This is a genomic window from Psychrobacter sp. NPDC078631 (assembly GCF_050268165.1).
GTDB lineage: Bacteria > Pseudomonadota > Gammaproteobacteria > Pseudomonadales > Moraxellaceae > Psychrobacter.
On record NZ_JBNNGG010000001.1, the window covers coordinates 1,228,679 to 1,254,121 of the forward strand.

A 25,443-nucleotide genomic window follows, 5' to 3' on the forward strand; every position below is an offset into this window, starting at 1 on the left:
CCTTTTTTTATTTTTTAAATAAACAATAATTATCGTAGTCTTATAATATAAGCGTCTACATAAAGCGTGATGCCAACTCTTTCATAATCTCATTGGTACCGCCATAGATTTTTTGCACGCGCGCATCGGCATATAAACGTGCGATAGGATACTCTGTCATATAGCCATAACCACCAAATAGTTGCACACATTCGTCAATCACTTCACATTGCTTTTCAGTGACCCAGTATTTGATTAATGAGGCATGTGGTACAGACAGTTTGCCATCTAACATCGCATCTACTGCCGCATCACACATGGTACTGGCAGCCAGATAATCGGCATAGCATTCTGCCATCTTAAAGCGGGTATTTTGAAACTTCCAAATAGGTTTGCCAAAGGCTTCGCGCCCTTTTACATAATCTAGCGTTAGATTAATAGCAAGTTTCATTGAGCCAACCCCTGATAGCGCAATAATTAAGCGCTCACGTGGTAGCTCCTGCATCATTTGGATAAAGCCCATGCCTTCTACCGTGCCGAGCAGGTTAGTTTGTGGCACACGTACATTGCTAAAGAACAACTCTGAGGTATCTTGCGACGTCAGACCAATCTTATCTAGGTTACGTCCACGCTCAAACCCTTCTACTTTATCCGTTTCTATAATGATAAGTGAGACGCCTTGCGCACCTTTTTCGCGGTCTGTTTTGCACGCTAATAGGATAAGATTGGCATGCTGACCATTGGTGATAAAAGTCTTTGAACCATTGATAATGTAGTCATCACCGTCTTTTACTGCATAGGTTTTGATGTTTTGTAGGTCGGAGCCAGTACCAGGCTCGGTCATGGCGATAGCGCCGATATATTCGCCCGTTGCCATTTTTGGTAGCCACGCTTGTTTTTGTTCTTCAGTACCGTGGTCTAAAATATAAGGCGCGACAATGCCCGAATGCACCATACCGCCAAATCCCGATTGATTGGCCTCAGTCTGTGCGTAGATAAGCGCCGCTTCATGACCAAAATCCCCGCCGCCGCCGCCATACTCAGCTGGTATCGCTGCACACAAAAACCCCATCTCGCCTGCCTCTTCCCACGCAGCGCGATCGATCATGCCATTTTTACGCCACTGCTCATCTTTCGGATCCCAAGATTGAAACATTTTTAAGGCGCTGTCATACACCATCTGATGCTCTTCGGTCATCCAGTTTGGGGTAAATTTTTCGATACTCATGATGTCTATCCTTGACAAGGTGGAGTGAATAACAACTATAAAGTCAAGTCTATATAAATAAGCTACATCGTCATCCTCGCTAAGCATACTAATGTATAACTTGCACTCGGTTTCCTTGTATCGAAATTATATTGAACTGACTATATCTAAGCCATTTTGTAAATTATGGTAATTTATATTACCGTTATAGATATACGATAAATTCTTTGTATTTATTAATATATGAGTCTTATACTAGGCTACGAAAAACTACTTCGCAATCAATTAAAAAAAATGGTAATTTACATTACTTATTGATTTAATCACGTTAAATTATGGAACAAATCATTTAACTGATAGGACGTATCAAATAGCCAATACTTTAAGAAGCGATAAATATGAAAACCTTTACTCAGTCAGACAGCCTGACGCAAACTCGATCTCTAGCGCCCCTATCCGATATGCGGCCCGCAACTTTGGATAAAATTGAACAGGCCGTTCGTAAAGTCTTTGCAGGATTTGACGCTAATGAGGTGACGATGGCGCAAATTGCAAAGTCTGCAAACGTCTCTTTGCAAACGCTCTACAAGTACTTCGGGGATAAGCAAACGCTGTTTTATACCATTATGGATATTGTGCTCGGCAGATTAGCCGCTCGAATTATGGATCATCTGCAAGGGATTGATAGCGTACAAGATCGTCTACGTAAGACACTGTGGGTCTGCTTTGATTTTGTCGACTCACACCCAGATGCGGTGATGGTGTTGTCTTCGGTCTCGGCATCACGGATACGTAATATCGCAATCTATGAAAACAAAGAGTTAATTGGCGCGTTTTTGGCAGTATTAGAAGATGGACAAAATCGTGGGGTACTTAATGACACCGTTCCACTGCACATACTGTTCGATGTGTTTATGGGGTTTATCAGTCGACTTGGTTTAATGCATACCATTCGCCAAACAGAAACACCATTAAATGCAGAGTTTGATGCGCTATTTGTGATTTTATGGCGGGCAATCTCTAAACCTGAGGCCTGAAGCTTAAAATGAATTTTATAAAACTGATATTTAGCAGTGTTTGACTCTTACAAGAAAACATAACGTAAAAAACCAAAAAGCCCCACGATAAAGTGAGGCTTTTTTATATTTTTTTAGTCAATGTGATTATTCAATCAATGTAGTTAACAGCTCGTGCTACTTATACGCTCAAAACTTTTTAAATACTGCTAGATTTTGGCAATCCATACTCTGCATGGTCGACCACATGGTTGTTTTGTTCAATAGTCAGTCGATAACCTTTGATAATACCGTCGTATGGCAAACTGCCCTCATACTGCTGATAATGCTCGCAGATACTGTCTTGAATCACTGATTTACGTGCAGCATCGTCTAGTTTGGCAAAACCGCTAGGCAAGTGTACTTGCGCAAAACGTGAAGCCGCGCCACGAGACATCCAATTATCGGCACTCGTAAATGTAAAATCCACTTCCGCTCGTAAGCTATATCTGGGCAATGTATTAGAGTAATTCGCTAAGTCATATTTAATTTGCGCAATATCTTCTGCGAATGGCTGATACGGTATCTCAAGTACGGCAAACAGTTTTGCCAAAAACTCATCAGCGGTAAAGTGTTTGTCCATATAGCTACCATCAAGCCCAAGGAATTTGCTCGACAGTACATGGCGCAGGCGGTCATAGGCAGGTATGGTATGTTTAAGAGGATAGCCCATTTGCTTGACGATATCTTGCGGGCGCAGCTCAAGCGACTCTATTTGATTGATAATATATTGCGCTAGAGAATGGCGTGGGTGATAACGACGGGTATATTTAGATGGGTTAGCAATGTGGCTCATGATATTGAACACCTTAGACTCCTGTTACTCCGACGAAAAAGTATGATATACGCCCAAATAGGCAAAAAATCAGGCACAAATGAGGTTGTCGGAGTACAGGCTCATGCGCTTTACCAGAATTGTTTTATATCGTGCTGGAAGTTGCAAGGTTTGTCACGCCGCCATGAGACTATTGTCATGGTCGGCGATAACAAAACTGTTAAACCCACGATAGATGGTTCAACGATGATAGCACATCAGATGACAAAAAATAAATACCGATATTTGTGACCGTTTGTGAATAATTCTTTTTCACGTTGCGCATTCAATCTTAGACATTTCGATCCACTACTTATTCATGTATTAAAAAGAGGCACAACATCGAAATGTTAAGGTTGAAGTATTAAAAATTATGCTCGATAGCCTAACGATTGACATCAACGACTATTCGACCACGAACTTTACCATCCAACAATTCACTTGCTGTCGGAATGACTTCGCTTAGACCAATCTCTCTGGTGATTGCATCCAATTGCGTCATATCCAAGCTTGTGCTTAAACGCTGCCATGCTTCTACACGCTCATCATAAGGTCGCGTCACGCTATTAATACCAAGCAAACTGACTCCGCGCAAAATAAAAGGCGCAACAGTAGCAGGGAAATCCATGCCTTGAGCCAATCCACAAGTAGCGACTAGACCATCCTCACACGTGCTAGCACAAACGTTGGCCAGCGTATGACTACCAACAGAATCAATTGCGGCAGCCCATCTCTCTTTTCCAAGTGCGCGTCCCGGACTACTCAGTTCAGCACGGTCAATGATCGTCGTTGCACCAAGGCTTTTTAAGTATTCTGCTTCCTCTAGACGTCCCGTAGAAGCTGTGACAGAGTAACCTTGGTTTGCTAAAAGTGCGATGGCAAAGCTACCAACGCCGCCATTAGCACCAGTCACCAATACTTCACCACGCTCTGGTGTCAGTCCATGACGCTCCAATGCGATTAGACAAAGCATCGCGGTATATCCTGCTGTGCCAATTGCCATCGCCTGACGTTCAGTCATCGACTCAGGGAGTGGGATAAGCCAGTCACCGTTTAATCGTGCTTTTTGTGATAGACCGCCCCAATACTTCTCACCCACACTCCAACCATTTAACAACACCTTGTCGCCAACTTTGTAGCGAGGATGACTGCTTGTTTCGACAGTACCCGCTAAATCTATACCTGGAACCATAGGAAATGTGCGTACCACAGGACTACGGCCCGTGATGGCCAATCCATCTTTGTAGTTAAGTGTACTATATGCCACACGAACCGTGACGTCCCTTTCTAGCAATTGCGTGTCCTGTATCTCTGTCAGATTAGACTGATAAACATCGTCATTTTTTTCAATTAATATTGCATTAAACATAGTAGCTCCTATTTAGACCAATCGTCTATAAATGAGTAAAAAATAATTTAGACCAATCGTCTAAAAATATAGATAAAAAAATTACTTCTGTATTCCTGCTACAAAACCTCGGAAAAAAGTATCTAATGGACTGACATCTTGCGTCAACTTAGCACGCAAAACCGCACCTTCCCAACCAATCCAAAAGAAAGCAGCCAGCTCATCACAATCACTATTAACAGGTATTTGTCCTTGTTGTACTGCCAGACGCAAGCAAACCGCTAAACGCTCCTGCCAATCAAGCAATATGTTTTCTAACTCACAACGAAAACTCTCAGGCAACACTACGACCTCTTGGCCTAAGTTACCTACCAAGCAGCCGCGTCGAAATTCGTGCTTGATCATTCCCGACTTAGCATCTTCAACGAAATCACTGATACGCTGCATAGGAGATACTTGCTCATTTAAAAAACAATGATCTAGCTTGCGAACAAAATATAACGCGTATTGCCTCAATACTTCCTGTCCAAACGCTTCCTTGTTTTTGAAGTAATTGTAGAAAGAGCCTTTAGGCACATTGATACGTTTGAGTATGGCATCGATACCAGTGGTCGCAAAGCCTTGCTCTGTCAGCATCTCCATCCCAGATCTTAAAAGAGCTTCACGGGTATCCGTAAACTCTCGTTCAACATTGGGTGGACGCCCTCGACGGGCTTTTGGCTTAGTAATCGTCATACATGAATATTATGACCGATCGTCTGTAATGTCAATCAATTATTTTTAGCGGTCTATTTATCCATCAGTCGCGACAGTTTTTTGACTGCCCTTGCTATTAGTCTTCACCATGATATGTTGCCTCATCCATCCAAACGATGGGATCTTCGCACAGATGAGTTAAGTGATACCAAATATCACTACTACGAGCGATACGGTGATGACTACCTTCAAAATAATCGACGTCCCAGCTATCAGGCAGATTCACTAAGGTTCTTCTAGCCACTGCCACATCAAGACTTTCATCATCGACTTCTACCATAACTCGTACTATCTCGGTATTGGTCGTGGGAAAAGACAGCTTCATATCAGCCACGTCAGGGATACGATCCGCTAATACCTCACTTGGATAGATACAAGGTGCAAGCAACAGCGCGCGCAAGTTGTATTTGTGAGCAAAATAATTGGCAAACCAACCACCAAGCGAATGCCCTGCCAACACCACTCGCGGGTATTGTGCGATTTTCTCGCGAATCAAAGCATCATAAATCTCAAATATTTCTGCAAAACTCTCTCGATAATTGACCGTTTGGCAATATTTAGGCTCACGTGTGATACAGGTATATTTACTGGTCTCATTGCTTGAATCAAGGCCATGAAAAAACAATAAAAACGTATCATTATTTTCGATAGGAAACATCATAAAGTTCTCCTTTTTTAATTATTATTTAGGTTTTTTCTTGATAATTTGGCTTATAAATTAAACCGATTTTTGGCTAGCAATCTGCGCTTGATACAGGCTCAAAAGCTCCTCACAAGCCTGTATTGAGATATTTCTTGCAAAGCCTTCATTAAACCAAAAGTCATAAACCGCTTGGACAATAGCTTTCACCGCTTCTGCATTTTCTGGCTTTTGTTCTGTTAGTTTCATCGCAATGTCTTGCGCCTGTATATCCGACTCGCTATAAGGCGCGCTCCAGCCCACGCCATAACGATAGAGCACATCATTGATTGCCAATATGAATATAGCATTGGACACCCCAAATAAACCGATAAGCCTGTCAAGCATTGCACAGCGCTCTTCATAAATACTGACCTCTATCGGCATATCAGCTTGCTCAAACAGACAATCACAACTTACCATGTGCGAGGGTTTACTAAAATCATCCCACAACAATGGATAAATTCCGCGAATTCCGCCTTTTTCCACTATATTAAATTGCCAAATTGCATAATGCGTATCTGGCCCCTTATAGGGCACGTGTATGAGCCACTGCATCATCGCATCACTGTCATACATGATATGAGTACTACCAATCCGCACGCCCTGCTTAGGTAGTACATCCTGATATACGCTATCCATGTCATCACTATAAAGCGTCACTTTACGTAAGTTTTCATCACTGGTATCGCCTAGCTTTGCTCTGGCTTCTTTCATGCTTCGATAGGGTTTAAAGGGTGCTACCCATCTGAGTGTCTCATCGGTATTGTTCACAAAGTAAATATCATCTTCATAACTGTCTATAGAAACCGTTTCGAGGTAAAACAATGGCTGTTTTCGTACTCGGCCTTTCTCATCACTTGCTAATGCCGTTATACCAGATAGCTTTGAGCCACCCGACCACTGCATATTGTCTAACCGTTTTTGCTCAAACTGATACGTTAATGTCGTCATCGTTATATCCTTATTATTTTGATTTCGGTTGTTTAGCTGCAGTTTTTCGTTGTTGTTATATTCTGAATTCTGATTTCAAGCCAGCCGAGCCTATTCGCCATTGTTTAAATGACGTCATTATCTATAAAGTTAAGTAAATTAATCGACTTGGTAAGGTAGTAGTTTTTAATTCGGATAGACTTTTTAGCCACAGTTTTTCGCTGTTACATTGCTTATATTTTTGCAATGTTAACGAGCTTTCTCTACTAAGTTTTTTGTTTATTAATAGATATAGTTTTTTAGGTTTGTACAGGCGTAGAAGTTTAATATTCAACGTAAATAACATTGCTGAAAAAACATCGCTAAGATAGCGCTTTAAAAACTCAGTTAAGAAGTGAAGCATTGCGCCCCGAGGATTAACTGTTTGCCCTGTTATTTTTGCCTGACTCAATAACTATAATATAAACCCCTATAAAAATAAAGCCGCTTAAAACCTTCTACGACAACTGGTGTCGCTTCTTTTTAAATGAATTGTAGTTTGGTCGTTAGCAAGTATCCCAACGCATTCAATATGATTAACGACAGTTTCATATTACTTAAGTATCCTCAATAAACATCCAATTAACAATCCTTATCAAAAAACACCTTTCACGATCGACGTGGGCTTGCTACCTTGCCCCGCAAACCTTGTATTCTAATTAAGCCTGCCCCACTTTGACCTATCACACGTAGTATTCGCATCTGTATTGGATTTTATGACACATAACCTTGAGGCCAGCTCAAACGCTCGCCGAACTCAGTATTTTCAAGTATTTTTGATGGGCGTCAGTGCCTTTATTATGAACACCACAGAATTTGTCCCTGTGGCGCTGTTGAGCGACATTGCCCAAGACTTCTCTATTACGACGGCAGAGACTGGCTGGATGTTAACACTCTATGCTTGGATTGTCGCTGCGATGTCATTGCCACTAATGCTATTGACCAGTCAATTTGAGCGCAAGCGCTTGCTCTTGGGTCTTTTTGCCGTATTTATTGCCAGTCACGTACTTTCCGTATTTGCATGGAGCTTTGACGTGCTACTCATTAGTCGAGTTGGAATTGCGTTATCGCATGCGATATTTTGGTCCATCACGGCTGCAATCGCGATACGTGTCGCGCCTGAAGGTAAGAAAGCCTTAGCGCTTAGCGTACTAGCAACGGGTACATCGTTAGCAATGGTCCTGGGTGTGCCACTGGGACGTTTAGTTGGGCAATGGTTTGGCTGGCGAGCGACATTTGGCGGTATTGGCGTCATTGCCTTAATTGTATTTATTCTACAAGCGAGGCTCTTACCAACGCTACCTAGTATGTTTGAAGGATCTTTTAGAAAGATTCCAGAACTCCTTAAAAACCCTTTATTGGTCTGTCTGTACCTGCTTATTTTATTAGTCTTTACAGCGCACTATACGGCTTATTCTTATATAGAACCATTTATGCGCCAAGTTGGCAATATCAGTGAAAACGCTGCTACTTTTGTACTGTTGCTATTCGGTGCAGCAGGAATTGTGGGCAGTGTGATTTTTAGTCGTTGGGGCGATCGGTTCAATACCAGATTGATGCTGATATCGACCATACTGATGCTCGTGTCTATGCTTGCGCTGTTGCTAGCAGTGTCCTCTGTATGGGCGCTCAGCTTTATCGCCTTACTTTGGGGCGCGGCACTCATGCTACTGATTATTTCAATGCAGGCCAAAGTCATCATGGTCGATGTCAATGCGCAAGACATGCTAATGTCGATGTTCTCAGGTATTATTAATTTGGGGATTGGTACGGGTGCGCTATTCGGCGGTTATGCCGTGACGCATATCTCACTATCTAGCGTAGGGTACACCGGTGCGGCTATCGCAGTTGTGGCATTACTCTTGATGCTATTTATGATCAAGCGTTTTCCTGAACTGAGTAAACGACTTGGCTAAATAATAAGTCGATATTAAAGGATAGCCAAAAATAGCAGTCGGGAAGGAACCGTCAGAGAACAATAAGCAGAATGCCAGCCATCTAAATGGGCTGGCATTTTTTGTTATGGTCTATGAAAGCATTACGAGGATTGCCTATATATTCATTGAACGAACGTTCAGGTGCAGTTATACTAATTTTATTGGACATGAGTATGCTTAGGCTATAAGTATACTTAATAAAGGACTGATAAGGATTAAGCACAAAAGGATGAGTGTGAGATGGATACTATTCAAAACAAGGAAGTCATTACCTACGATCTAAATTTAGTAACGATATATATTGCGAATTTTCAACTTGTTGGAGATTCGTGATGCCTGATGGAATGACTCAACAAGACAGTCCAGAGCAAGGAAATCAAGATAACACTGCGCCCCTTAGGTTGGGTAAATTGCATTATGCTTGGATCGTTGCTGCTACAGGCTCTGTAGCAATGTTCTGCGGACTTGGGTTAGGACGATTCGCATTTGGCATGTTACTGCCATCCATGTCATCTTCTCTAGGATTAAATTATACCCAAAGCGGTATATTGGGATTCACCAACCTAATAGGATATCTCGTTGCTGTGCTTCTAAGCCCGCTTATTCTACCTCGGTTGGGTACTCGAACGACTGCGACGGCAAGTCTCCTCCTCATTGCTGTCTCTATGCTCGGTATGGCTTTTACCACCAGTTTTCCAATACTCTGCGCACTCTATGTGCTGACTGGTATCGGTAGCGGCGGCGTGGTCTTACCAATGATGAGCGTTATGTCGCATTGGTTTTTTCCTTCGCACCGCGGGCTCGCTTTAGGATTGGTCATGGCAGGACCCGGCTTTGGTATCATTTTATCAGGCTTCGTCGTACCCAAACTCTTACCCTTCTCTACTCTATTGTCTTGGCAAACAGGTTGGCTAATTTTCGCCGTGATTAATATTGCGGTAGCTTGGCTTACTTTTACTTTGATTCGCAATCATCCAGACGATGTCAGACAAAGCCCTTTTGGGCGCGCACCTACCTTACCTGTTAAAAATAAGAAAAAGCTAGAACGTAGCAATATTAAGCTACTCGTACATTTAGGTATTATCTTTGCCATTTATGGCGCTACTTATATGGTTTACGTTACCTTCATCGTGACCAGTATGGTTGGCTCGTATCAACTGAGTGAAGCGACTGCTGGTGGTGTTTGGGCATGGATTGGACTGCTTAGCATGTCCTCAGGCATGTTGTTTGGCTGGATTTCTGACCATATTGGTAGACGCCTTGGTCTGGCGCTGGCTTTTTTCTTCCTTGCCATCGCTTATCTGTTGGTCGGACTTACTGATTGGAGTTTAGGGCTTTACTTGTCAATTATACTGTTTGGCTTAGTGGTTTGGAGTGTGCCTGTCATTATGGCAGCTTCTGCAGGCGATTATTTCGGACCTGCGGCGGCGGCAAGTGCGCTCGCAGCGCTGACCTTTGCTTTTTCAGGTGGGCAAGCTCTTGGGCCAGTAGCCGCAGGTTATCTTGCAGAAGTCACTGGTGACTTTAGTATCAGTTATATGATATCTGGTATCGCCGCTTTTGTAGCGCTTGGACTTGCCTTATTATTGCGTCCACAGAAACAAGCTTAATTCCAGTCTCTATAGTATTGATACTGCTAACTATACTTTGCTCTTGCTGCCAGTGACATCTGTATGCGCATTTGGCCTGATTATCTTATTATGGAGTGCTGAGTTTATACTAAATATAATTGGGCAGTTACCAATAAAAATAACTGAATAAAAATTAGGTGCTTACAGCATAATTACATAGAAGGAAACAAAATATTATGTGAGCGAGACAGTATGATTTTTTAATACTTGAATACCCCTTTTTTATGCTCTAAAAACTTATTCAAATAAGGAGATATTCTTGCAATTTTGCAATCAAAACGATTGCTAGCTTTCTAAAAAGTGGTTACACTCGGTTGACAAACTATTACATTGATGACAAGGAAGTCGCTATGCCTCGTAATACCTCACGTTCTAAAATTAGCCATACCACTCTTAAAACTTTTACTAAAAGCATGCTGGCTATCAGCCTATCTATCGCTGGTATTACTCACGCAAATGCTTATGACAGTGTCACCTTTTTTGGTGATAGCCTGACCGATGGGGGCTATTTTAGTCAAGTTGTACCAGGTCCTGCTCAGTTTACTACTAACCCTGACAACACATGGGCGACCTCATTCGCTGAGCAGCTAGGTACCACGGCTGTTCCCGTTGTATTCGGTAGTCCTCAAATTGGTAATAACTACGCTATCGGTGGTGCAAGAGCAGGCGAAGAAGCGGTCTTCCCTGGCGGTATTCCTATTGCTTCTGCCAATAGCCAAGTCGATAGTTATCTCGCCAATAACACAGTAGATCCTAATGGATTATATGTGGTGTGGGCAGGTGCAAATGACTTGCTTGCGGCGGCTGAAAATCCTGCTAATGCTCAGGCGACCATACTTGGAGCAGTAGCTAGCCAAACCGAAACGATTAATGCATTAAAAAACAATGGTGCCAAATATATCTTGGTACCTAATATTCCCGATGTCGGTCTAACCCCTAGAGTTATTGATCAAGGGCCTGTAGCACAGGCGCAAAGTACTGGTGCTACTAGTCTATACAATCAATTCATGCTTAGTGCCGCAGCAAATACTGGCGCTAATATCATACCGCTAGATATGTTTAGCTTAACTCAAGAGATCATTGCATCGCCTGCTCAGTATGGTTTCACTAATGTCACCGATGAAGCTTGCGGTGACAACAATAGCTCTCTAACTTGTGGACCTGATACGCTTGTAGAAGCAAATGCCAACGAAACCTACTTCTTCGCTGATGGCATACATCCAACAGGTGCTACTCATCAACTGATCGCTGACTATGCAAATGCTGTTGTCACAGCACCTAGCCTAATCGGTGTATTGCCTCATATTGCAACGACAACTGGACTTGCAACCAATGAGCGCTTACAGTCACACGTCAATCAAATCCAAAGCAGTGAGCAAAAACCTGCCCGTACACTATGGGCCGTCGGTGAAGTCGCTAATCAAGAAATTGCTGGGTTTGATGGTGATAATAATACCCAAGTATTGCTTGGCGTAGATTTTGCTCATCCTAACTCAGCCAACGCCGTGACAGGCTTGTATGGCAATATCACCCAAAAAGACTTTGAAAACTCAGACGTCGGCACAGGTTTGAGTGATATTGATCTAGGAGAGGTCGGTTTTGGTGTCTATCACAGCAACAAGTTTGGTGGTTTACAGATCAATGGTGCTGCAGGATTTGGCAACATGGATGTCGATGTCACACGTGCTGTGACACTAGGCAGTAACCAACAGCAGTTTAAGTCAAATGTTGATGGCAAGCGCTTTTATGCCAACCTGCAGGCAGGCTACCCAATGCAAGTGAGCAATATTGCCGTTACGCCTTATATCGGTGCCACAGCAAGCCGCGTAAAAATTGACGGACTCAAAGAAAAAGAGATGTCTGGCATTGCTATGCAGTTCGATGAGCAGAAATACTCTACGACATATGGCAAGCTTGGTCTCAAAGCCAATCATAGCTTGATGGAGAACCTCAACTTATTTGGTGATATTCATTACCAAAAGCAGCTGAGTGACAACCGTGAAGCAGTAACCGCACGTTTGAATACGCTACCAAATATCAGCTTTGAAACGCCTATGGTCGAAACTGATGATGATAACGTTGCTATGACACTTGGCCTATCTAGAAGCTTTGGTCTATTGAATGCCAATGCTGGTGTCACACATTCACAAGGTAATGACGACGACTCAACCAGCTTATTCGTTGGACTTAATGGTGCATTCTAAATAAGTCGTTAATCTAGAAGAATGGTATAGGTGATAATTAATCGCCTATACCATTCTAAATTCAAAAAACCTCATAGCCTACTACAGGCTTTGTTCTATAAGTTTTCTGCCGAACAACTTCTCAATGACAAAACCTAATATCATAAATTCTCTAAAAATCTACCTTACCGCGTAAAGCCTTTGTCTTACCACGTTGGGTCTTTTTATCCACCCGTTTACGTTTGGCATTTCTGCTTGGCTTGGTAGGCCTTCTGGTTTTATTAACGTAAGTGGCTTTGGTGATAAAGCTTTGCAAACGCTCAAGCGCATCTATTTTATTGCGCTCTTGCGTTCGAAACTGCTGCGCCTTGATAATCAGTACGCCTTCCTTGGTTATTCGGCTATCTTTACTATTTAGCAGTCGCTGCTTGTACTCATCGCTCAGACTTGAGTTGTTAATATCAAAACGCAAGTGAATGGCAGAAGATACTTTGTTGACATTCTGCCCACCTGCGCCTTGCGCTCGTATGGCGCTGATCTCTATCTCATTATCGTTGAGGCTAATATTACTATTAATGAAAATCATAGTATGCTTTTATCAAATGTGAATGGATATGGTTCATGACAAAGCATTATATAGTCAATCCTCTATAAATTAGGTACGGTGTCAGTCTCGCTTAGTATACTGCTTGTAATACTCTCACTCGGCTTTCTAGGGCGTGTCCTCATTTTAAGAATGGGGATAAAAATGAGATAAATCGCAGTCAAACAAGGAAAATAGCGCAGATAATATCGAGATATTAGTCAGCTATTTGACGCCATTTGGCAAGATTTAGCCATTTTTAACCCATTTAGATAACTATCGATTAAATTGAGGACACGCCCTAGTAACCAAATTATATTGAACCGACTGCTTATATTTAACTAAATATGGATTGCTCTGCTACTTTGCCAACAGTTGACGGCTGCGCTCAATTACTGGCGCATCAACCATCTCTCCATCTATCTCAAACACTGCCTGCTCGCTGCTCTCATACTCCTCGACCACACGCCGAGCAAACGACAGTGCTTTGTCAGTCGGCTTTAATGCCTGCTGGACGACAGCCACTTGTTTGGGATGAATACACAGCATTCCAGACATGCCCATTTGTGACCATAGCTGTACTCGATCGCTCAGTCCAACTTCATTGTTGAAGTCAGGATAAATAGTATCGATGGGCGGCGATAATTGGTGCACTTTTGACGTCAGGATTAGTTGATAGCGAATTTGATTGGCAACGATATCGGCGGCAGGTGTGCCTACTTGTACTTGCAAATCGTTGCACAGATCTAGAAACCCATAACTAAACGCGGCCAACCCGACTGCTTTTGCCATACTATCGAGTTGATACAATCCTATCGCACTCTCAATCAGTGCAATCACGGGTAAATTGGTAAGCTGATGTACGTTATTAATATCTTCTGCTTGCTCAGTTTTGGCCAATAATACTCCCGATAAATGTGGCATCTTCTGACAAAGCACTATGTCTTTAAAGAATTCTTCGCTGCCTGCCTTATTAATACGTACCCAAATCGGCTGATAACCTGCACTGTCGTGATATTGCTGTAATGCTTCGCGTGCGGACGCTTTATCTTCTAGCGCAACGGCATCCTCTAAATCTACAATAACCGCATCTGCACCACTAGCAAAGGCTTTCGCTACTCTATCGATGCGAGTCGCTGGCACAAACAGCCATGTTTTATTTTGAGAAATCGTTTTTATTTTATTGTTGATAATTGAATCCATGCGTGACCCCATTATATTGTGTAAGTAGCTATTAGCATATTTATTATGCCACTATACCGCTGATGCTCATTTAAAATTAGCAATTTATTCGTTAGTACAAAACCAAGATTATTTAGACACCCCATTAAAAAATAAATCAAAAAACCGCATGAAAGATTATTTCATGCGGTTCTTGAGTCTCATGCAGTTTTAAACAATTACTTTCTTATCTAACCTATGTCTTATAGATTAGATAATTAAGCTAACATACCGCCGTCGACAACGATTGTTGCGCCTGTGGTATAGCTTGAGGCATCCGACACTAGATACAATACGGTGCCAGCCATTTCATCAGGCTCAGCCACACGTCCTAGCGGAATTGAGTGTAGTGCCATTTTTAAGACTTTATCGTTAGTAGTCAATGCCGAGGCAAACTTAGTATCCGTCAAACCTGGCAATAGCGCGTTGACACGGATATTAAGTGGGCCACATTCTTTAGCAAATGCTTTGGTCATGCTGATGACAGCTGCTTTGGTGATTGAGTAGATACCTTGCTTATCGCCTGCTACTAAACCATTGACCGATGCGGTATTCAAGATGACACCGCCACCCTGCTCTTTCATCATTTTGCCAGCGGCCGTCGACATAAAGAAGTAACCACGGATATTAACTTCAACCGTTTTATCAAAAGCTGCTAAATCTGTATCTAAGATATGACCATAGTAAGGGTTGGCTGCAGCGTTATTGACTAAGATATCAATTTGACCAAATTCACTTTTAATATGCTCAAAAATTGCGTCAATTTGCTCCATGTCTCCTACGTGACAAGCAAAAGCACTGGCCTTGTGACCGTCAGCTTTGATGCTATCAGCGACTGCTTGGCAAGCATCGATTTTTCGGCTTGAGACAATCACATGTGCGCCTCTTGATGCCAATAATCGAGCAATAGACTCACCAATACCACGGCTAGCACCAGTTACTAGAGCAATCTTACCGGTTAAATCAAATAGATCTTTCATCGTTATTCCTTATATTTTTATAAACTTTATATTTTCAATAATTTTCGAGCGCTGAATTCATATATCTAAAACGTGTATCTAAAACTAGATAACTAAACGCAGATAATCGCTGTCATAACTAACAGCGATTATCGAGCACTAATGAACTGAACAAAGAGCACTCAACGATCACAGTTACGCTAGCATACCACCATCTAAGGTGAAGGCATGACCATTCATAAAGCTGCTTTCATCGCTGGCAAGCCATGCAATCGCACTAGAGATTTCACTGACGTTTCCTAGGCGGCGCAGTGGACTGGCCTTAATCGTTGCTTGCTGCGTACGCTCATCCATCGTTGCCATGGTATTGCGTACCATCGGCGTATCAATGAAGCTTGGGCATACCGCGTTAAAGCGGATATTGGCACGAGCATACTCATGAGCAGCAGATTTGGTCAGACCCATAACCCCATGTTTAGCTGCACTATAAGCTGAGATCATAGGCGCTGAACGCAGACCTGCAATAGATGCGACATTAATCACATGACCACCGCCATTAGGTATCATACAATTGACCGCAGCACGCATACAGTGCCAAACACCCTTTAAATTCACTGCGATATTACGATCAAAATCATCATCGCTTAGCTCATGCATTGGTGAAGGCTTGTGGTCGATACCAGCGTTGTTTACTACAACATCTAGGCCACCAAGCGTTTCTACTGCAAAATCAAATAACGCACGCACTTCATCACCACTGGTCACGTCTACTTTTTTGAAGACGATACTGTTGCCAGCATCTTGACCTTGTTTGGCAACTGCTTCGCCCATTTCTTCTGCCATATCACCAATGACGACTTTTGCGCCGCGACTGGCTAGTAATAATGCACTTGCTGCACCGATGCCTGACGCACCGCCCGTGATCAAAATTCGTTTGCCAGCTACATCTGATGCAATTCCATTTGTATTCAGTGTCATGATCTATCCCTCTACCTTAAGTACTAGTTTGCCGAAGTTTTCACCGTTAAAGAGCATCATCAGAGTATCAGGGAATGTCTCGATACCCTCAACGATATGGTCTTTTACTTTCATATCACCTGACTGAATCCAGCCAGCAATCTCTTTCATGGCGATTGGATATTCTTTGATATTATCGAACACCACGATGCCTTCCATGCGAGCACGATTGACCAATAATGATAGATAGTTCGATGGGCCTTTTACTGCTGTGGTGTTGTTATATTGGCTGATAGCCCCGCAAATAACGATACGCGCATGTAGATTAATCTGGGTAAGCACGTCATTTAAGATATCACCGCCTACGTTGTCAAAGTACACATCGACGCCATCTGGACAGGTTTTCTTTAGTGCTTTTTTCACATCTTCGTTTTTGTAATCGATCGTGGCATCGAACCCAAGCTCGTCGACCAAGAACTTGCATTTCTCAGCGCCGCCCGCGATACCAACGACTCTGCAGCCTTTAATTTTAGCAATTTGACCAACCAAGCTACCAACTGCACCAGCAGCTCCTGATACTACTACCGTTTCGCCTGCTTTTGGCTGACCCGTTTTTAGCAGACCGAAATACCCTGTCATCCCCGGCATACCGAGTACGCCTAAGTAATAAGACAGCGGTGCTAGACTTGGATCAACTTTATGCAGACCTGTACCATCGCTGACCGCATATGACTGCACGCCGTCGTGACCTGCGACATAGTCACCTACTGCAAATTTCTCATGCTTACTTTCAATCACTTCACCCACGGTACCGGCGCGCATAACCTCACCAATTTGTACTGGTGCGATATAAGATTTGGCATCGTTCAACCAACCACGCATCGCCGGATCGATAGAGATGTACTCAACCTTAATCAGTAGCTGACCATCGGTAATCGTCGGTATTTCTGTCTCGGTATAATCCCAAGTTTCAGCGCTTGGCTCGCCTACTGGTCTTGCTTTTAGGCGCCATTGTTTATTTATCATTGTCATGTCTCTTTCCTTAGAGTTGTTCTTAAAACCAGTCCGCTTGCATATCAGTGCAAACCGAATTGGTGTTGGTTAATAATTCGATGTCACGTTTAACTAATGGTAGTTCCCAATCGATGAAGTATTTGGCCGCTTGTATCTTGCCTTTGTAAAAATTTTGTTGCTCGACATCTTGCGTCGTACTCAGTAGCTGCTCGGCTTTACTGGCTTGACGAATCCAAATCCAGCTCAGTACAATTGAGGCAAAAATATTCATTAGTGCTTGAGCATTACCAGTCAATGTCAGCGCTTCTTCTGTCTGCAACACTTTGCCCAAATGCACGAGCACTTCATGCAACTGACCCATATAAGGCATCAGCTTGCCTGCAAGTTGCGCACTCTCAGGCGTAGTGATGCTTTCTAAATCTTGTGTAATTTCACGTTTTAGGATTTGAATGCCTAACCCACCTTTTTGCCATAACTTGCGGAATGACAAATCTAGCGCCTGCACACCGTTTGTGCCTTCATGAATGGGATTTAGACGATTGTCACGCCAAAACTGCTCAGCCTGATATTCACGCGTATAGCCTGCGCCGCCCAATACTTGAATACCCAAATCATTGGCTTTTGGGCCATACTCAGATGGCCATGCTTTTAGCACTGGCGTTAGCAAATCTAATAGTTCGGTTAGCTCATTTTTTAGCGTTTCGTCTTCACAGGTATTGATACGGTCAATTAGGTTTGATCCATATAAGCACAAGGAGATACCACCTTCAGAGTAAGCTTTTTGCGCCAATAGCATGCGCTTTACGTCACCATGTTGAATAATGGCCGTTGCATCATCTTCAGGCTTGTTGTTTGGCGCAATGCGACCTTGCGTACGGTCTTTGGCATAATCTAGCGAGTACTGATAGCCGCGATAACCAATCATAGAAGCGCCAAAACCAACAGCGATACGCGCCTCATTCATCATCTTGAACATATAACGCAAGCCAAAATGCTCTTCACCGATGAGATAACCATGGCATGCACCTTCGTCACCGAAGCTCAGTGCCGTAGAAGTCGCACCTCTATAGCCCAGCTTATGAATGAGTCCTGTCAAATGTACGTCATTGCGCTCGCCCACCGATGCATCCTCGTTCAAGCGATACTTGGGTACCGCGAATAGAGAGATGCCTTTTACACCACCTGGACCACCTGGCACTTTGGCCAATACGAGATGGACGATATTGTCAGACAGTTCGTGATCGCCGCCTGAGATATAAATTTTGCTGCCTTTGACGCGGTATGAGCCATCATCTTGTTTTACTGCAGTGGTTTTGATGTCAGCAAGTGATGAACCTGCATGTGGCTCTGTTAATGCCATGGTTCCAGTGAATTCACCTGTTAGCATTCGTGGCATAAAGGCGGCTTTAATCTCATCACTGGCAAAATGTGAGATAACATTGATTGCCGCAGTGGTCAAAAATGGATAAGCAGTGGTTGATGGGTTGGCAGCCATAAAATAGCCTGCCACAGCAGTCATAACCGTCTCAGGTAACTGCATACCACCGTCTTCAAAGCTATAACGGCCTGCGATAAACCCTGACTCGCGGAACGCATCAAAAGCGACTTTTACATCACTTATCATGCTGACTTTTTTACCATCGAACTGCGGCTCGTTCTTATCTGCGATATGGTTGTGCGGTAGAAATAAATCTGTTGCAATCTTATTTGCCGTCTCTAGCACAGCATCAAATGTCTCGCGGCTATGTTCTGAAAACTTTGCGTGTTCAGTGAGTGATTCTGTGCCTAGCACATCATACAATTGGAAAGGTAATTCAAAATCGTTTAGGAGGGTATCTGCGGCCATAGTATTCTCGTTAACTGATTAAATGTGGTTATCAATTGATATTAGTCTAATTTGACACCTGTCCGTATTGTCATTTATGACATAATTATGGTCAAATAAGACATAAACAGAGTATCTAACTGGTTAAAATCAACCAAATAATGGCTATTTTGGTCAGCACAGCAAAGGAAACGAGTGACTTATGCCCTATTTCAAACCTTTTAAAATGATTATTCTTGGCTTCGATGGTGTGCTCGGTAGTGTACTATCTGGCGCATTGGACTTATTTTCATTCACGGGGGTCAGCTGGCAGCGCTTTTCGAATGAGTCTGTAGAGCCACGATTTAATGTGCAGATCGCAAGCTTAGGTGGCGGTGATATTAGGTGCAGCAATCGGTTGATCATGCAAGCCCACTGTGATATCCGAGACGTGACAGAGTGCGATTTATTGCTTGTGCCAACCATTGGCGATTCTATTGATAAGGTATTGAAGCAAAATAGTGAGCTGCTGCCACATTTAGTACGGCTTGCGAATACCAAGGCCGATATAGCAAGCAACTGTAGCGGTGCATTTTTTTTGGCAAAGGCAGGATTATTAGATCATAAGATAGCCACCACACATTGGGGCTATGCCAATAAGTTTAAGGTAGATTTTCCATTGGTGGACTTACAAGAGAATCAGTTTGTGACCCATTCAAGAAGCGACTCAACAAACCAGTCAGGCAATATATTTTGTGCAGCTGGTGGCAGCGCCTTTTATGATTTGGGGCTATTATTGATAGAGCGGTACTGCGGACGTGAGATTTCTACACAAGTGGCAAAAACCCAAATTATTGATAGCAAAAGAGGTAGTCAAAATAGCTATACTAATGTGACCTTGCACAAGCCGCATTCCGACCATTTGATTAAACAAGTCCAAGAATATATCGAAGAAAACTTTCAGCATTCTTTGCAGGTCAGTAGTTTAGCCGCTATGGTAAATATTACCCCGCGCACTTTAAACAGGCGCTTCCAGTCCTGCGTAGCGATGCGACCGATTGAATATATTCAGGCCGTTAGAATTGAACAAGCCAAACGCTTACTTGAATTAGGCGATGTATCGATAAAGTCGCTTGCCGATCAAGTAGGCTACGATGATATCTCTTCATTCACGCGTCTATTTAAACGTGCGACAGAGCTGACGCCTAAAGAGTACCAAGATAAATTTTCACGGTTGGCTATTTAAAAAGGACAGTGATTAGCGTTTAAGCAGTCTGCCACAAGCTTTCTACTTGGATGGCATCAGCCTTGATGGTTGGATAATCGGTAAATGCCAACTGATAGCCGCCATTTGCATTAGGACTCAGCTGGCAAATCGCTCCTAGCGGAAAGCTGTATTTTTTGCCGATATGACCAAAAGGCATACCACTATATATCGGCAATCCTGTCAATTCATGCAGCTGACGAATGACTGTGGCGACATCATAACGTTTGTCATAGCTGTCCTCGCCCGTACCAGACAATGCCCCAAATACAATCGCTTGCTGATTTTTAAACACACCTGCGAGATATAAGTCATATAACATGCGCTCAATACGATACGCCTGCTCGCCGACATCTTCTAAAAACACAATACCACCATCGATACGTGGTAAATACTCACTACCTGCCAGCGCTGATACGACACTTAAGTTACCACCCCAAATCGTACCAGTTAACGGTTTCGGCTCACCTTTTGTCAGTATGGCAGGTAGCTGCTGACTGGTTAGCGAGGCATCTTGTATGCTGATAGTCAGAGTAGGATTGGTCAGTGCTTCAACAAACTGCTGACAGCTGACTTTATCAGGTGCGGTTTTACCAAACTCACTATAGAGCATTGGCGCGGCAAGTGAGCTCATTGACCCTTTTGCCAATAGCGCACACTGAATAGCCGTCACATCGCTAAAGCCTGCGAGTATCGTGCCGCGCTCTTTCATAATCCGTCCTAGCGTCGACCAATCCACCATAGGCAATATGCGCATGGCACCGTAACCACCGCGCACACCTAGCAGTAGTTTTGGCGCGGCTATTGCCCCAGTGGCAAGGTTTTGAAAATCGCTAGCACGTTGTGAGTCCGTTCCTGCAAAGCGTAAATACTGACGATTGGTAATAGCAGGATTCTCTACTTTAAACCCAGCACAAGCCACACGATCTAATGCCAACTGATTACGCTCATCACTACCACCGACATTGGAGCTAGCAAAAAGTCGCGTCTCAATCGTAGGCGTGATACAACCTGTCTGCGTCAGTGATTCCTGTGATGTTTGTGATGGTGAGCTATCATCCAATAACGAAGTTGGTAGATCATCCTTGGTCAGCTGCGTACTATGACCAGACTCGATAGGACTGGCTGCAAGCGCTTGAGAAATACCTTGGCTCGCTAATACTGCTGTGCCTGCACTCACACCAATTCGACGTAGAAACTGCCGACGGTTTAGCCCAGATGTTGTTTCAGTTGCATGACTACTTTTATCATCTGTCCATGCCTGACGCTTAATCCCCATATCTTACTGCTACCTTATCGCTTTTATTTTTATGACTTGTGTTTTTAGACCTTGTGGCAGCATATTGTAGACGCTTTTCTGACACTGATGGTTGCCTAATCTTTACCGATATTTACTTTTTCGCTACTGAGACACACAATATAGGTCGACTAGATTTGTTATTGTAAATACAAATTCATCGCAAAAAACAAAAGGTAATAATTATGTTTAATAAAAAAACCGATAAAAACAAGTCACTTGACTCTAATTTAGAATACTTGCTAGGCAAAGAAGACAAGCTGAAAGAAAAGTTAGAAGATAGCGGCTACCTTGAGCCGTTTAGTGATGATTTAATGCTATTTATGAGTCTTGTCAAAGATTATTACAAAGGTGACTACCGTAAAATTCCTTTTAAGACAATCTCAGCTGGCGTTATTGGTGCGCTATATGTGCTAAATCCAATTGACCTCATTCCTGACTCTATTCCGTTTATCGGCCATATCGATGATGCGCTAGTACTTAAGTTCTGTTTAAAACAGGCCAGAAAAGATCTGCAAAAATACAAAGAGTGGAAGCAGGAACAATCAGCTACTAAGGATAAATTAGAAGATAAGAACGATACGGACAAAACTAGTAGTGATGACAAAGATAGCGACGAGACTGGTACTAATCTGAAGAAAGCCTCATAAATATTAATACTTTCAACTATTAAAAAACTGCACTATCGAAAAAGCCACGACCACGAATTAATATTTCGGTCGTGGCTTTTGCTATTCACAATTCATTCAATACTGCATTCTAATCAGGCACTTCATAATTAGCTTTTTCTGGATTAAGACCAAACGAGTAAACGAAGGTCGCAACGAGGCTATTGACAATAATGAAAGGCAAATCAATCGCAGCATGACCAAGTGCATAACGACCAAGCAGCCACGAGACGATCAACATGATAATAAAAAATGCACCCAAATATGCCAGAATTGCAGGATGTTTCAAATTATAAGGCTGCTCAGGCGTCGGTTGTTTGTCTAATACATACGTCCTTACCGCCCAACCAGCTGCATAAGAGAACCCGCCTAACACCACGTAACTGAAAAAATTCATATCGCTTAACTCTAATGGTATGACTGTTTATAACAAAATACTGTTTATACAAATATCATCGACCAACAATAATATTTATAGTTGATACTTATACAAGTACTATCGTCAACGCTTATTTAAATACTGTCATCGACATTATCGATAATAAGATTGGCATGTGGATTGGCTAAAATATCGGTATTCACCTCATCGCACTCCACGCGGTAGATCGTGTTGGCACCTCGGTAAATATACGACAAGTACTCACTATCTAAGAGCGGATCAATATTTGCGTAGGCTGGTTTAACATGAGCCAGTACCAGCACTCGATCAGGACGACCAATAACCGCATCGACATTGTCTGGATCAATAGAGAAGAACTGAGGTATGTCACTATTCTCGATCACTTCTAACGGCTCTGGAGTATCCCAGACACGCTTAGCAGTGACGGGTTCTTTCATCTGCATCACCCAATTGTCATTTTGCTGGCTGACCTTTATCTGAGCAGGCTCATCTTGACTCACCGTATAACAACCCTCAAAGACAGACAGATCGGACGCGACTTCGGTATCTGCTTGAAGGCTAGTATCATTACAAGCGCTCAGAAAAATCGCGCTGCTAGTAGTTACACTGAGCATCAAATACGTCAGTCTCTTATTAAATAAATTCGAGCGTAAGGACATAATGGGGTTATCCTGCAATCATGCATTAAAAACTTTTATTAAGTGTACTATTATCAAAATGTCACTAGATAGCTGTATAAAAGAATGTGCTTGGGCAGCTTTATAGCAAAGACAGCTCTGTCACTAAAAATCAGTGGCTTTCAGCGAGCTTCGCTATTTTAACAGAAAACTAGGACGTTACTATTATGTTATAAGTTACCGTGAGGGTTTTATGACTTTGTGCGTCACGACTGCCCATATTTATGATAGATTTGCTATACTCACAACGTCATCATCATCGTTCGAATAACGTAAACGAGATGCTCTAGTACTACCCTATGCTTACCACTTATCAGGTCCATACTCTTTTATGTCAGACACCCGTAATTCAATGCCAAACACTCATAAAGATAACGCGATTGATCCATTGGCTGCTAAAAAAAATACCACTGTGGCCTATACTGATGGTGCTTGCAAAGGCAATCCTGGCGCTGGCGGCTGGGGAGCACACTTGATATTTAGTGATGGCAGCACGCAAGATTTGTACGGCGGCGACAAAGAAACCACCAATAACCGTATGGAACTAATGGGTGCGATACAAGCCCTGACGCATAGCCCGCATGAGCATACTCTTGAGATTTGGACTGACTCCAGTTATGTCAAAAAAGGCATCACTGAATGGATTGAAGGTTGGAAGAAAAAGGGCTGGAAAACTGCCAGTAAAAAGCCCGTCGCCAATCAAGACCTATGGCAACAATTGGATAAGCTCTGCCAACAGCGTGATGTTAGCTGGCATTGGGTCAAGGGTCACGCTGGACATGCTGGTAACGAAAAAGCAGATGAGCTGGCAAACTTAGGTGTCACCTCAAACAGCGGGCATTCAGCTATAGTCAGTGAAGCAGATACGACTAAAAAAAAAGACCACATAGCGACTGATATTGATACTAATACTGACACTAACATTGATACTTCGCAAAAATCATCTAGCGCTGACTGGCTAAGTTTCGATCCATTGGGTCTAGATATGATGGACGATAATTTTGATGAAGAGCTCTTAGAACCTGAGCCGCTAAGAGAAGATAGTCAGAGTACAGCTAGCGCCCTTAAGATAAATGAAGACATTGCTGTAGAATCTAACAGCCATCAAGACAATACATACAACCCGACGAGTACCAAAGCTATGCCAGACATTCAAACGCACCTAGATGATACCGTCGACAATGATATATTGCCAAGTGTAGAATCTGACGCCCCTAAGTTCGATGGGGATACTAGCCGTGCCAACCCACATTTTAAGCCGTTACTACCAAAGCCGATACACCGCCATGAAGCAGATCGTCAGCTCATTATGGATACAGAAACCACAGGGCTTGATGCACTAAAAGGCGATCGTATTATCGAGGTCGGTATTGTGGAGCTGGTCGGACGTAAGTTTACTGGTGAAAAGCTGCACGTTTATATCAATCCGCAGCGTGGCATGGATGACGAAGTCATTCGTATTCATGGTATCTCTGAAGCATTTTTGACCGACAAGCCGACCTTTGACCAAGTGGCTCAGTCTTTGTATGACTTTATGGACGGCGCTGAGATTATCGCTCACAACGCTACTTTTGATATGAACTTCTTAAATATGGAGTTTGCAAAAGTTGGTCTGAATGACTTTGCTAATCGAGTGCAGGTAACCGATTCACTGGCGATGGCCAAGCAGCAATACCCTGGGCAAAAAAACACGCTAGATGCCCTCGTGCGTCGCCTAGATGTTGGTAAGCAAGACCGTACTTTTCACGGAGCATTACTTGACTCAGAGATTTTAGCCGAAGTTTATTTGGCGATGACTGGTGGACAGGTCACGCTTGCCATCGAAGAGGATACAGATACCGATGGCGGACAAACCGCTCATGCAAGTTTCGCCAATTTAGCGAATTTATTGCTGGCATCAACGGCGGATGAAACTGCTGACCAAAGCTGGTATGCCGCTTTGGCAGAAGATTATCCTGCCCTAAAAGCTAGTATATAATTGTCGTTCGAATTTTTATTGAACCGACATTTGTATAATTTAGTCTTGATTATTATGATA

General features: G+C 42.9%; 22 protein-coding genes. 7 read left to right on the plus strand and 15 right to left on the minus strand.

Annotation, left to right across the window (positions count from 1 at the left end):
• Positions 1–55: 55 nt before the first annotated feature.
• Complete coding sequence (locus tag ACQKCP_RS04865) at positions 56–1,207, minus strand: acyl-CoA dehydrogenase family protein (RefSeq protein ID WP_427611498.1); 1,152 nt, start codon at positions 1,205–1,207, stop codon at positions 56–58.
• 377 nt (positions 1,208–1,584) lie between these two features.
• Between ACQKCP_RS04865 and ACQKCP_RS04870 the strand changes: the two genes are divergently transcribed.
• Complete coding sequence (locus ACQKCP_RS04870; protein ID WP_427611499.1) at positions 1,585–2,223, plus strand: TetR/AcrR family transcriptional regulator; 639 nt, start codon at positions 1,585–1,587, stop codon at positions 2,221–2,223.
• Positions 2,224–2,401: 178 nt separating this feature from the next.
• Here the strand turns inward: ACQKCP_RS04870 and ACQKCP_RS04875 are convergent, their stop codons facing one another.
• The 5 genes from ACQKCP_RS04875 to ACQKCP_RS04895 all read right to left on the minus strand — a co-directional run bounded on the left by ACQKCP_RS04875 (position 2,402) and on the right by ACQKCP_RS04895 (position 6,792).
• On the minus strand, positions 2,402–3,037 hold the full coding sequence (locus ACQKCP_RS04875; protein ID WP_424505811.1) for a hypothetical protein: 636 nt from the start codon (positions 3,035–3,037) through the stop codon (positions 2,402–2,404).
• A 403-nt stretch (positions 3,038–3,440) separates the two neighbouring features.
• A complete protein-coding gene (locus ACQKCP_RS04880) occupies positions 3,441–4,424 on the minus strand; it encodes an MDR family oxidoreductase (protein ID WP_427611500.1) in 984 nt (327 codons plus the stop codon).
• Positions 4,425–4,505: 81 nt separating this feature from the next.
• On the minus strand, positions 4,506–5,138 hold the full coding sequence (locus ACQKCP_RS04885) for a TetR/AcrR family transcriptional regulator (RefSeq protein WP_427611501.1): 633 nt from the start codon (positions 5,136–5,138) through the stop codon (positions 4,506–4,508).
• 97 nt (positions 5,139–5,235) lie between these two features.
• Positions 5,236–5,820, minus strand: a complete 585-nt coding sequence (locus ACQKCP_RS04890; RefSeq protein WP_427611502.1) for a YqiA/YcfP family alpha/beta fold hydrolase — start codon at positions 5,818–5,820, stop codon at positions 5,236–5,238.
• 57 nt (positions 5,821–5,877) lie between these two features.
• Positions 5,878–6,792 (minus strand): hypothetical protein, encoded by a 915-nt coding sequence (locus tag ACQKCP_RS04895; protein WP_427611503.1) that lies wholly within the window; start codon positions 6,790–6,792, stop codon positions 5,878–5,880.
• 734 nt (positions 6,793–7,526) lie between these two features.
• Here ACQKCP_RS04895 and ACQKCP_RS04900 point away from each other — a divergent pair.
• From ACQKCP_RS04900 to ACQKCP_RS04910, 3 genes are all read left to right on the plus strand, one after another.
• Positions 7,527–8,726 (plus strand): sugar transporter, encoded by a 1,200-nt coding sequence (locus ACQKCP_RS04900; RefSeq protein WP_427611504.1) that lies wholly within the window; start codon positions 7,527–7,529, stop codon positions 8,724–8,726.
• 353 nt (positions 8,727–9,079) lie between these two features.
• The gene (locus ACQKCP_RS04905; protein ID WP_427611505.1) at positions 9,080–10,357 is read left to right on the plus strand and encodes an MFS transporter; all 1,278 of its coding nucleotides are present in this window, start codon (positions 9,080–9,082) and stop codon (positions 10,355–10,357) included.
• A gap of 371 nt (positions 10,358–10,728) precedes the next feature.
• Positions 10,729–12,582 carry an autotransporter domain-containing protein gene (locus tag ACQKCP_RS04910; protein ID WP_427611506.1) on the plus strand — a complete coding sequence of 618 codons (1,854 nt, stop codon included), beginning with the start codon at positions 10,729–10,731 and terminating at the stop codon, positions 12,580–12,582.
• A 151-nt stretch (positions 12,583–12,733) separates the two neighbouring features.
• Here the strand turns inward: ACQKCP_RS04910 and arfB are convergent, their stop codons facing one another.
• The 6 genes from arfB to ACQKCP_RS04940 form a co-directional block, all read right to left on the minus strand.
• A complete protein-coding gene (arfB, locus tag ACQKCP_RS04915) occupies positions 12,734–13,147 on the minus strand; it encodes an alternative ribosome rescue aminoacyl-tRNA hydrolase ArfB (RefSeq protein WP_379544632.1) in 414 nt (137 codons plus the stop codon).
• 357 nt (positions 13,148–13,504) lie between these two features.
• Positions 13,505–14,347 carry an HpcH/HpaI aldolase/citrate lyase family protein gene (locus ACQKCP_RS04920; RefSeq protein WP_427611507.1) on the minus strand — a complete coding sequence of 281 codons (843 nt, stop codon included), beginning with the start codon at positions 14,345–14,347 and terminating at the stop codon, positions 13,505–13,507.
• A gap of 236 nt (positions 14,348–14,583) precedes the next feature.
• On the minus strand, positions 14,584–15,345 hold the full coding sequence (locus ACQKCP_RS04925) for an SDR family oxidoreductase (RefSeq protein ID WP_198331300.1): 762 nt from the start codon (positions 15,343–15,345) through the stop codon (positions 14,584–14,586).
• Positions 15,346–15,519: 174 nt separating this feature from the next.
• Entirely contained in the window at positions 15,520–16,302 is a 783-nt protein-coding gene (locus ACQKCP_RS04930) for an SDR family NAD(P)-dependent oxidoreductase (RefSeq protein ID WP_102078818.1), read from the minus strand.
• Between the two features lie 3 nt (positions 16,303–16,305).
• Positions 16,306–17,313, minus strand: a complete 1,008-nt coding sequence (locus tag ACQKCP_RS04935) for an NADP-dependent oxidoreductase (protein WP_427611508.1) — start codon at positions 17,311–17,313, stop codon at positions 16,306–16,308.
• A gap of 22 nt (positions 17,314–17,335) precedes the next feature.
• The gene (locus ACQKCP_RS04940) at positions 17,336–19,141 is read right to left on the minus strand and encodes an acyl-CoA dehydrogenase (RefSeq protein ID WP_427611509.1); all 1,806 of its coding nucleotides are present in this window, start codon (positions 19,139–19,141) and stop codon (positions 17,336–17,338) included.
• A 181-nt stretch (positions 19,142–19,322) separates the two neighbouring features.
• On the opposite strand from ACQKCP_RS04940, the gene ACQKCP_RS04945 reads away from it, so the two are divergent.
• Complete coding sequence (locus ACQKCP_RS04945; protein WP_102091183.1) at positions 19,323–20,345, plus strand: GlxA family transcriptional regulator; 1,023 nt, start codon at positions 19,323–19,325, stop codon at positions 20,343–20,345.
• 19 nt (positions 20,346–20,364) lie between these two features.
• On the opposite strand, the gene ACQKCP_RS04950 is transcribed toward ACQKCP_RS04945, so the two are convergent.
• Complete coding sequence (locus ACQKCP_RS04950; RefSeq protein WP_427611510.1) at positions 20,365–21,642, minus strand: LD-carboxypeptidase; 1,278 nt, start codon at positions 21,640–21,642, stop codon at positions 20,365–20,367.
• 203 nt (positions 21,643–21,845) lie between these two features.
• Here ACQKCP_RS04950 and ACQKCP_RS04955 point away from each other — a divergent pair, with 203 nt between their 5' ends.
• Complete coding sequence (locus ACQKCP_RS04955) at positions 21,846–22,310, plus strand: YkvA family protein (protein ID WP_427611511.1); 465 nt, start codon at positions 21,846–21,848, stop codon at positions 22,308–22,310.
• A 109-nt stretch (positions 22,311–22,419) separates the two neighbouring features.
• Here ACQKCP_RS04955 and ACQKCP_RS04960 read toward each other — a convergent pair whose 3' ends face one another.
• Positions 22,420–22,725, minus strand: coding sequence for a hypothetical protein (locus ACQKCP_RS04960; RefSeq protein WP_102078823.1), 306 nt, complete (start codon positions 22,723–22,725; stop codon positions 22,420–22,422).
• A gap of 116 nt (positions 22,726–22,841) precedes the next feature.
• On the minus strand, positions 22,842–23,387 hold the full coding sequence (locus tag ACQKCP_RS04965) for a hypothetical protein (protein ID WP_427611512.1): 546 nt from the start codon (positions 23,385–23,387) through the stop codon (positions 22,842–22,844).
• 349 nt (positions 23,388–23,736) lie between these two features.
• On the opposite strand from ACQKCP_RS04965, the gene dnaQ reads away from it, so the two are divergent.
• Positions 23,737–25,383 carry a DNA polymerase III subunit epsilon gene (dnaQ, locus tag ACQKCP_RS04970; protein ID WP_427611513.1) on the plus strand — a complete coding sequence of 549 codons (1,647 nt, stop codon included), beginning with the start codon at positions 23,737–23,739 and terminating at the stop codon, positions 25,381–25,383.
• Positions 25,384–25,443: the final 60 nt, after the last annotated feature.

Bases quoted from the DNA above. Each gene is read 5' to 3' on its own strand.
- ACQKCP_RS04905 (WP_427611505.1), top strand. From the start codon at position 9,080: ATGCCTGATGGAATGACTCAACAAGACAGTCCAGAGCAAGGAAATCAA.
- ACQKCP_RS04955 (WP_427611511.1), top strand. From the start codon at position 21,846: ATGTTTAATAAAAAAACCGATAAAAACAAGTCACTTGACTCTAATTTA.
- ACQKCP_RS04900 (WP_427611504.1), top strand. From the start codon at position 7,527: ATGACACATAACCTTGAGGCCAGCTCAAACGCTCGCCGAACTCAGTAT.
- dnaQ (WP_427611513.1), top strand. From the start codon at position 23,737: ATGTCAGACACCCGTAATTCAATGCCAAACACTCATAAAGATAACGCG.
- ACQKCP_RS04930 (WP_102078818.1), bottom strand. From the start codon at position 16,302: ATGACACTGAATACAAATGGAATTGCATCAGATGTAGCTGGCAAACGA.
- ACQKCP_RS04925 (WP_198331300.1), bottom strand. From the start codon at position 15,345: ATGAAAGATCTATTTGATTTAACCGGTAAGATTGCTCTAGTAACTGGT.
- ACQKCP_RS04965 (WP_427611512.1), bottom strand. From the start codon at position 23,387: ATGTCCTTACGCTCGAATTTATTTAATAAGAGACTGACGTATTTGATG.
- ACQKCP_RS04940 (WP_427611509.1), bottom strand. From the start codon at position 19,141: ATGGCCGCAGATACCCTCCTAAACGATTTTGAATTACCTTTCCAATTG.
- ACQKCP_RS04865 (WP_427611498.1), bottom strand. From the start codon at position 1,207: ATGAGTATCGAAAAATTTACCCCAAACTGGATGACCGAAGAGCATCAG.
- ACQKCP_RS04960 (WP_102078823.1), bottom strand. From the start codon at position 22,725: ATGAATTTTTTCAGTTACGTGGTGTTAGGCGGGTTCTCTTATGCAGCT.
- ACQKCP_RS04945 (WP_102091183.1), top strand. From the start codon at position 19,323: ATGCCCTATTTCAAACCTTTTAAAATGATTATTCTTGGCTTCGATGGT.
- ACQKCP_RS04950 (WP_427611510.1), bottom strand. From the start codon at position 21,642: ATGGGGATTAAGCGTCAGGCATGGACAGATGATAAAAGTAGTCATGCA.
- arfB (WP_379544632.1), bottom strand. From the start codon at position 13,147: ATGATTTTCATTAATAGTAATATTAGCCTCAACGATAATGAGATAGAG.
- ACQKCP_RS04875 (WP_424505811.1), bottom strand. From the start codon at position 3,037: ATGAGCCACATTGCTAACCCATCTAAATATACCCGTCGTTATCACCCA.
- ACQKCP_RS04890 (WP_427611502.1), bottom strand. From the start codon at position 5,820: ATGATGTTTCCTATCGAAAATAATGATACGTTTTTATTGTTTTTTCAT.
- ACQKCP_RS04895 (WP_427611503.1), bottom strand. From the start codon at position 6,792: ATGACGACATTAACGTATCAGTTTGAGCAAAAACGGTTAGACAATATG.
- ACQKCP_RS04880 (WP_427611500.1), bottom strand. From the start codon at position 4,424: ATGTTTAATGCAATATTAATTGAAAAAAATGACGATGTTTATCAGTCT.
- ACQKCP_RS04920 (WP_427611507.1), bottom strand. From the start codon at position 14,347: ATGGATTCAATTATCAACAATAAAATAAAAACGATTTCTCAAAATAAA.
- ACQKCP_RS04870 (WP_427611499.1), top strand. From the start codon at position 1,585: ATGAAAACCTTTACTCAGTCAGACAGCCTGACGCAAACTCGATCTCTA.
- ACQKCP_RS04935 (WP_427611508.1), bottom strand. From the start codon at position 17,313: ATGACAATGATAAATAAACAATGGCGCCTAAAAGCAAGACCAGTAGGC.
- ACQKCP_RS04910 (WP_427611506.1), top strand. From the start codon at position 10,729: ATGCCTCGTAATACCTCACGTTCTAAAATTAGCCATACCACTCTTAAA.
- ACQKCP_RS04885 (WP_427611501.1), bottom strand. From the start codon at position 5,138: ATGACGATTACTAAGCCAAAAGCCCGTCGAGGGCGTCCACCCAATGTT.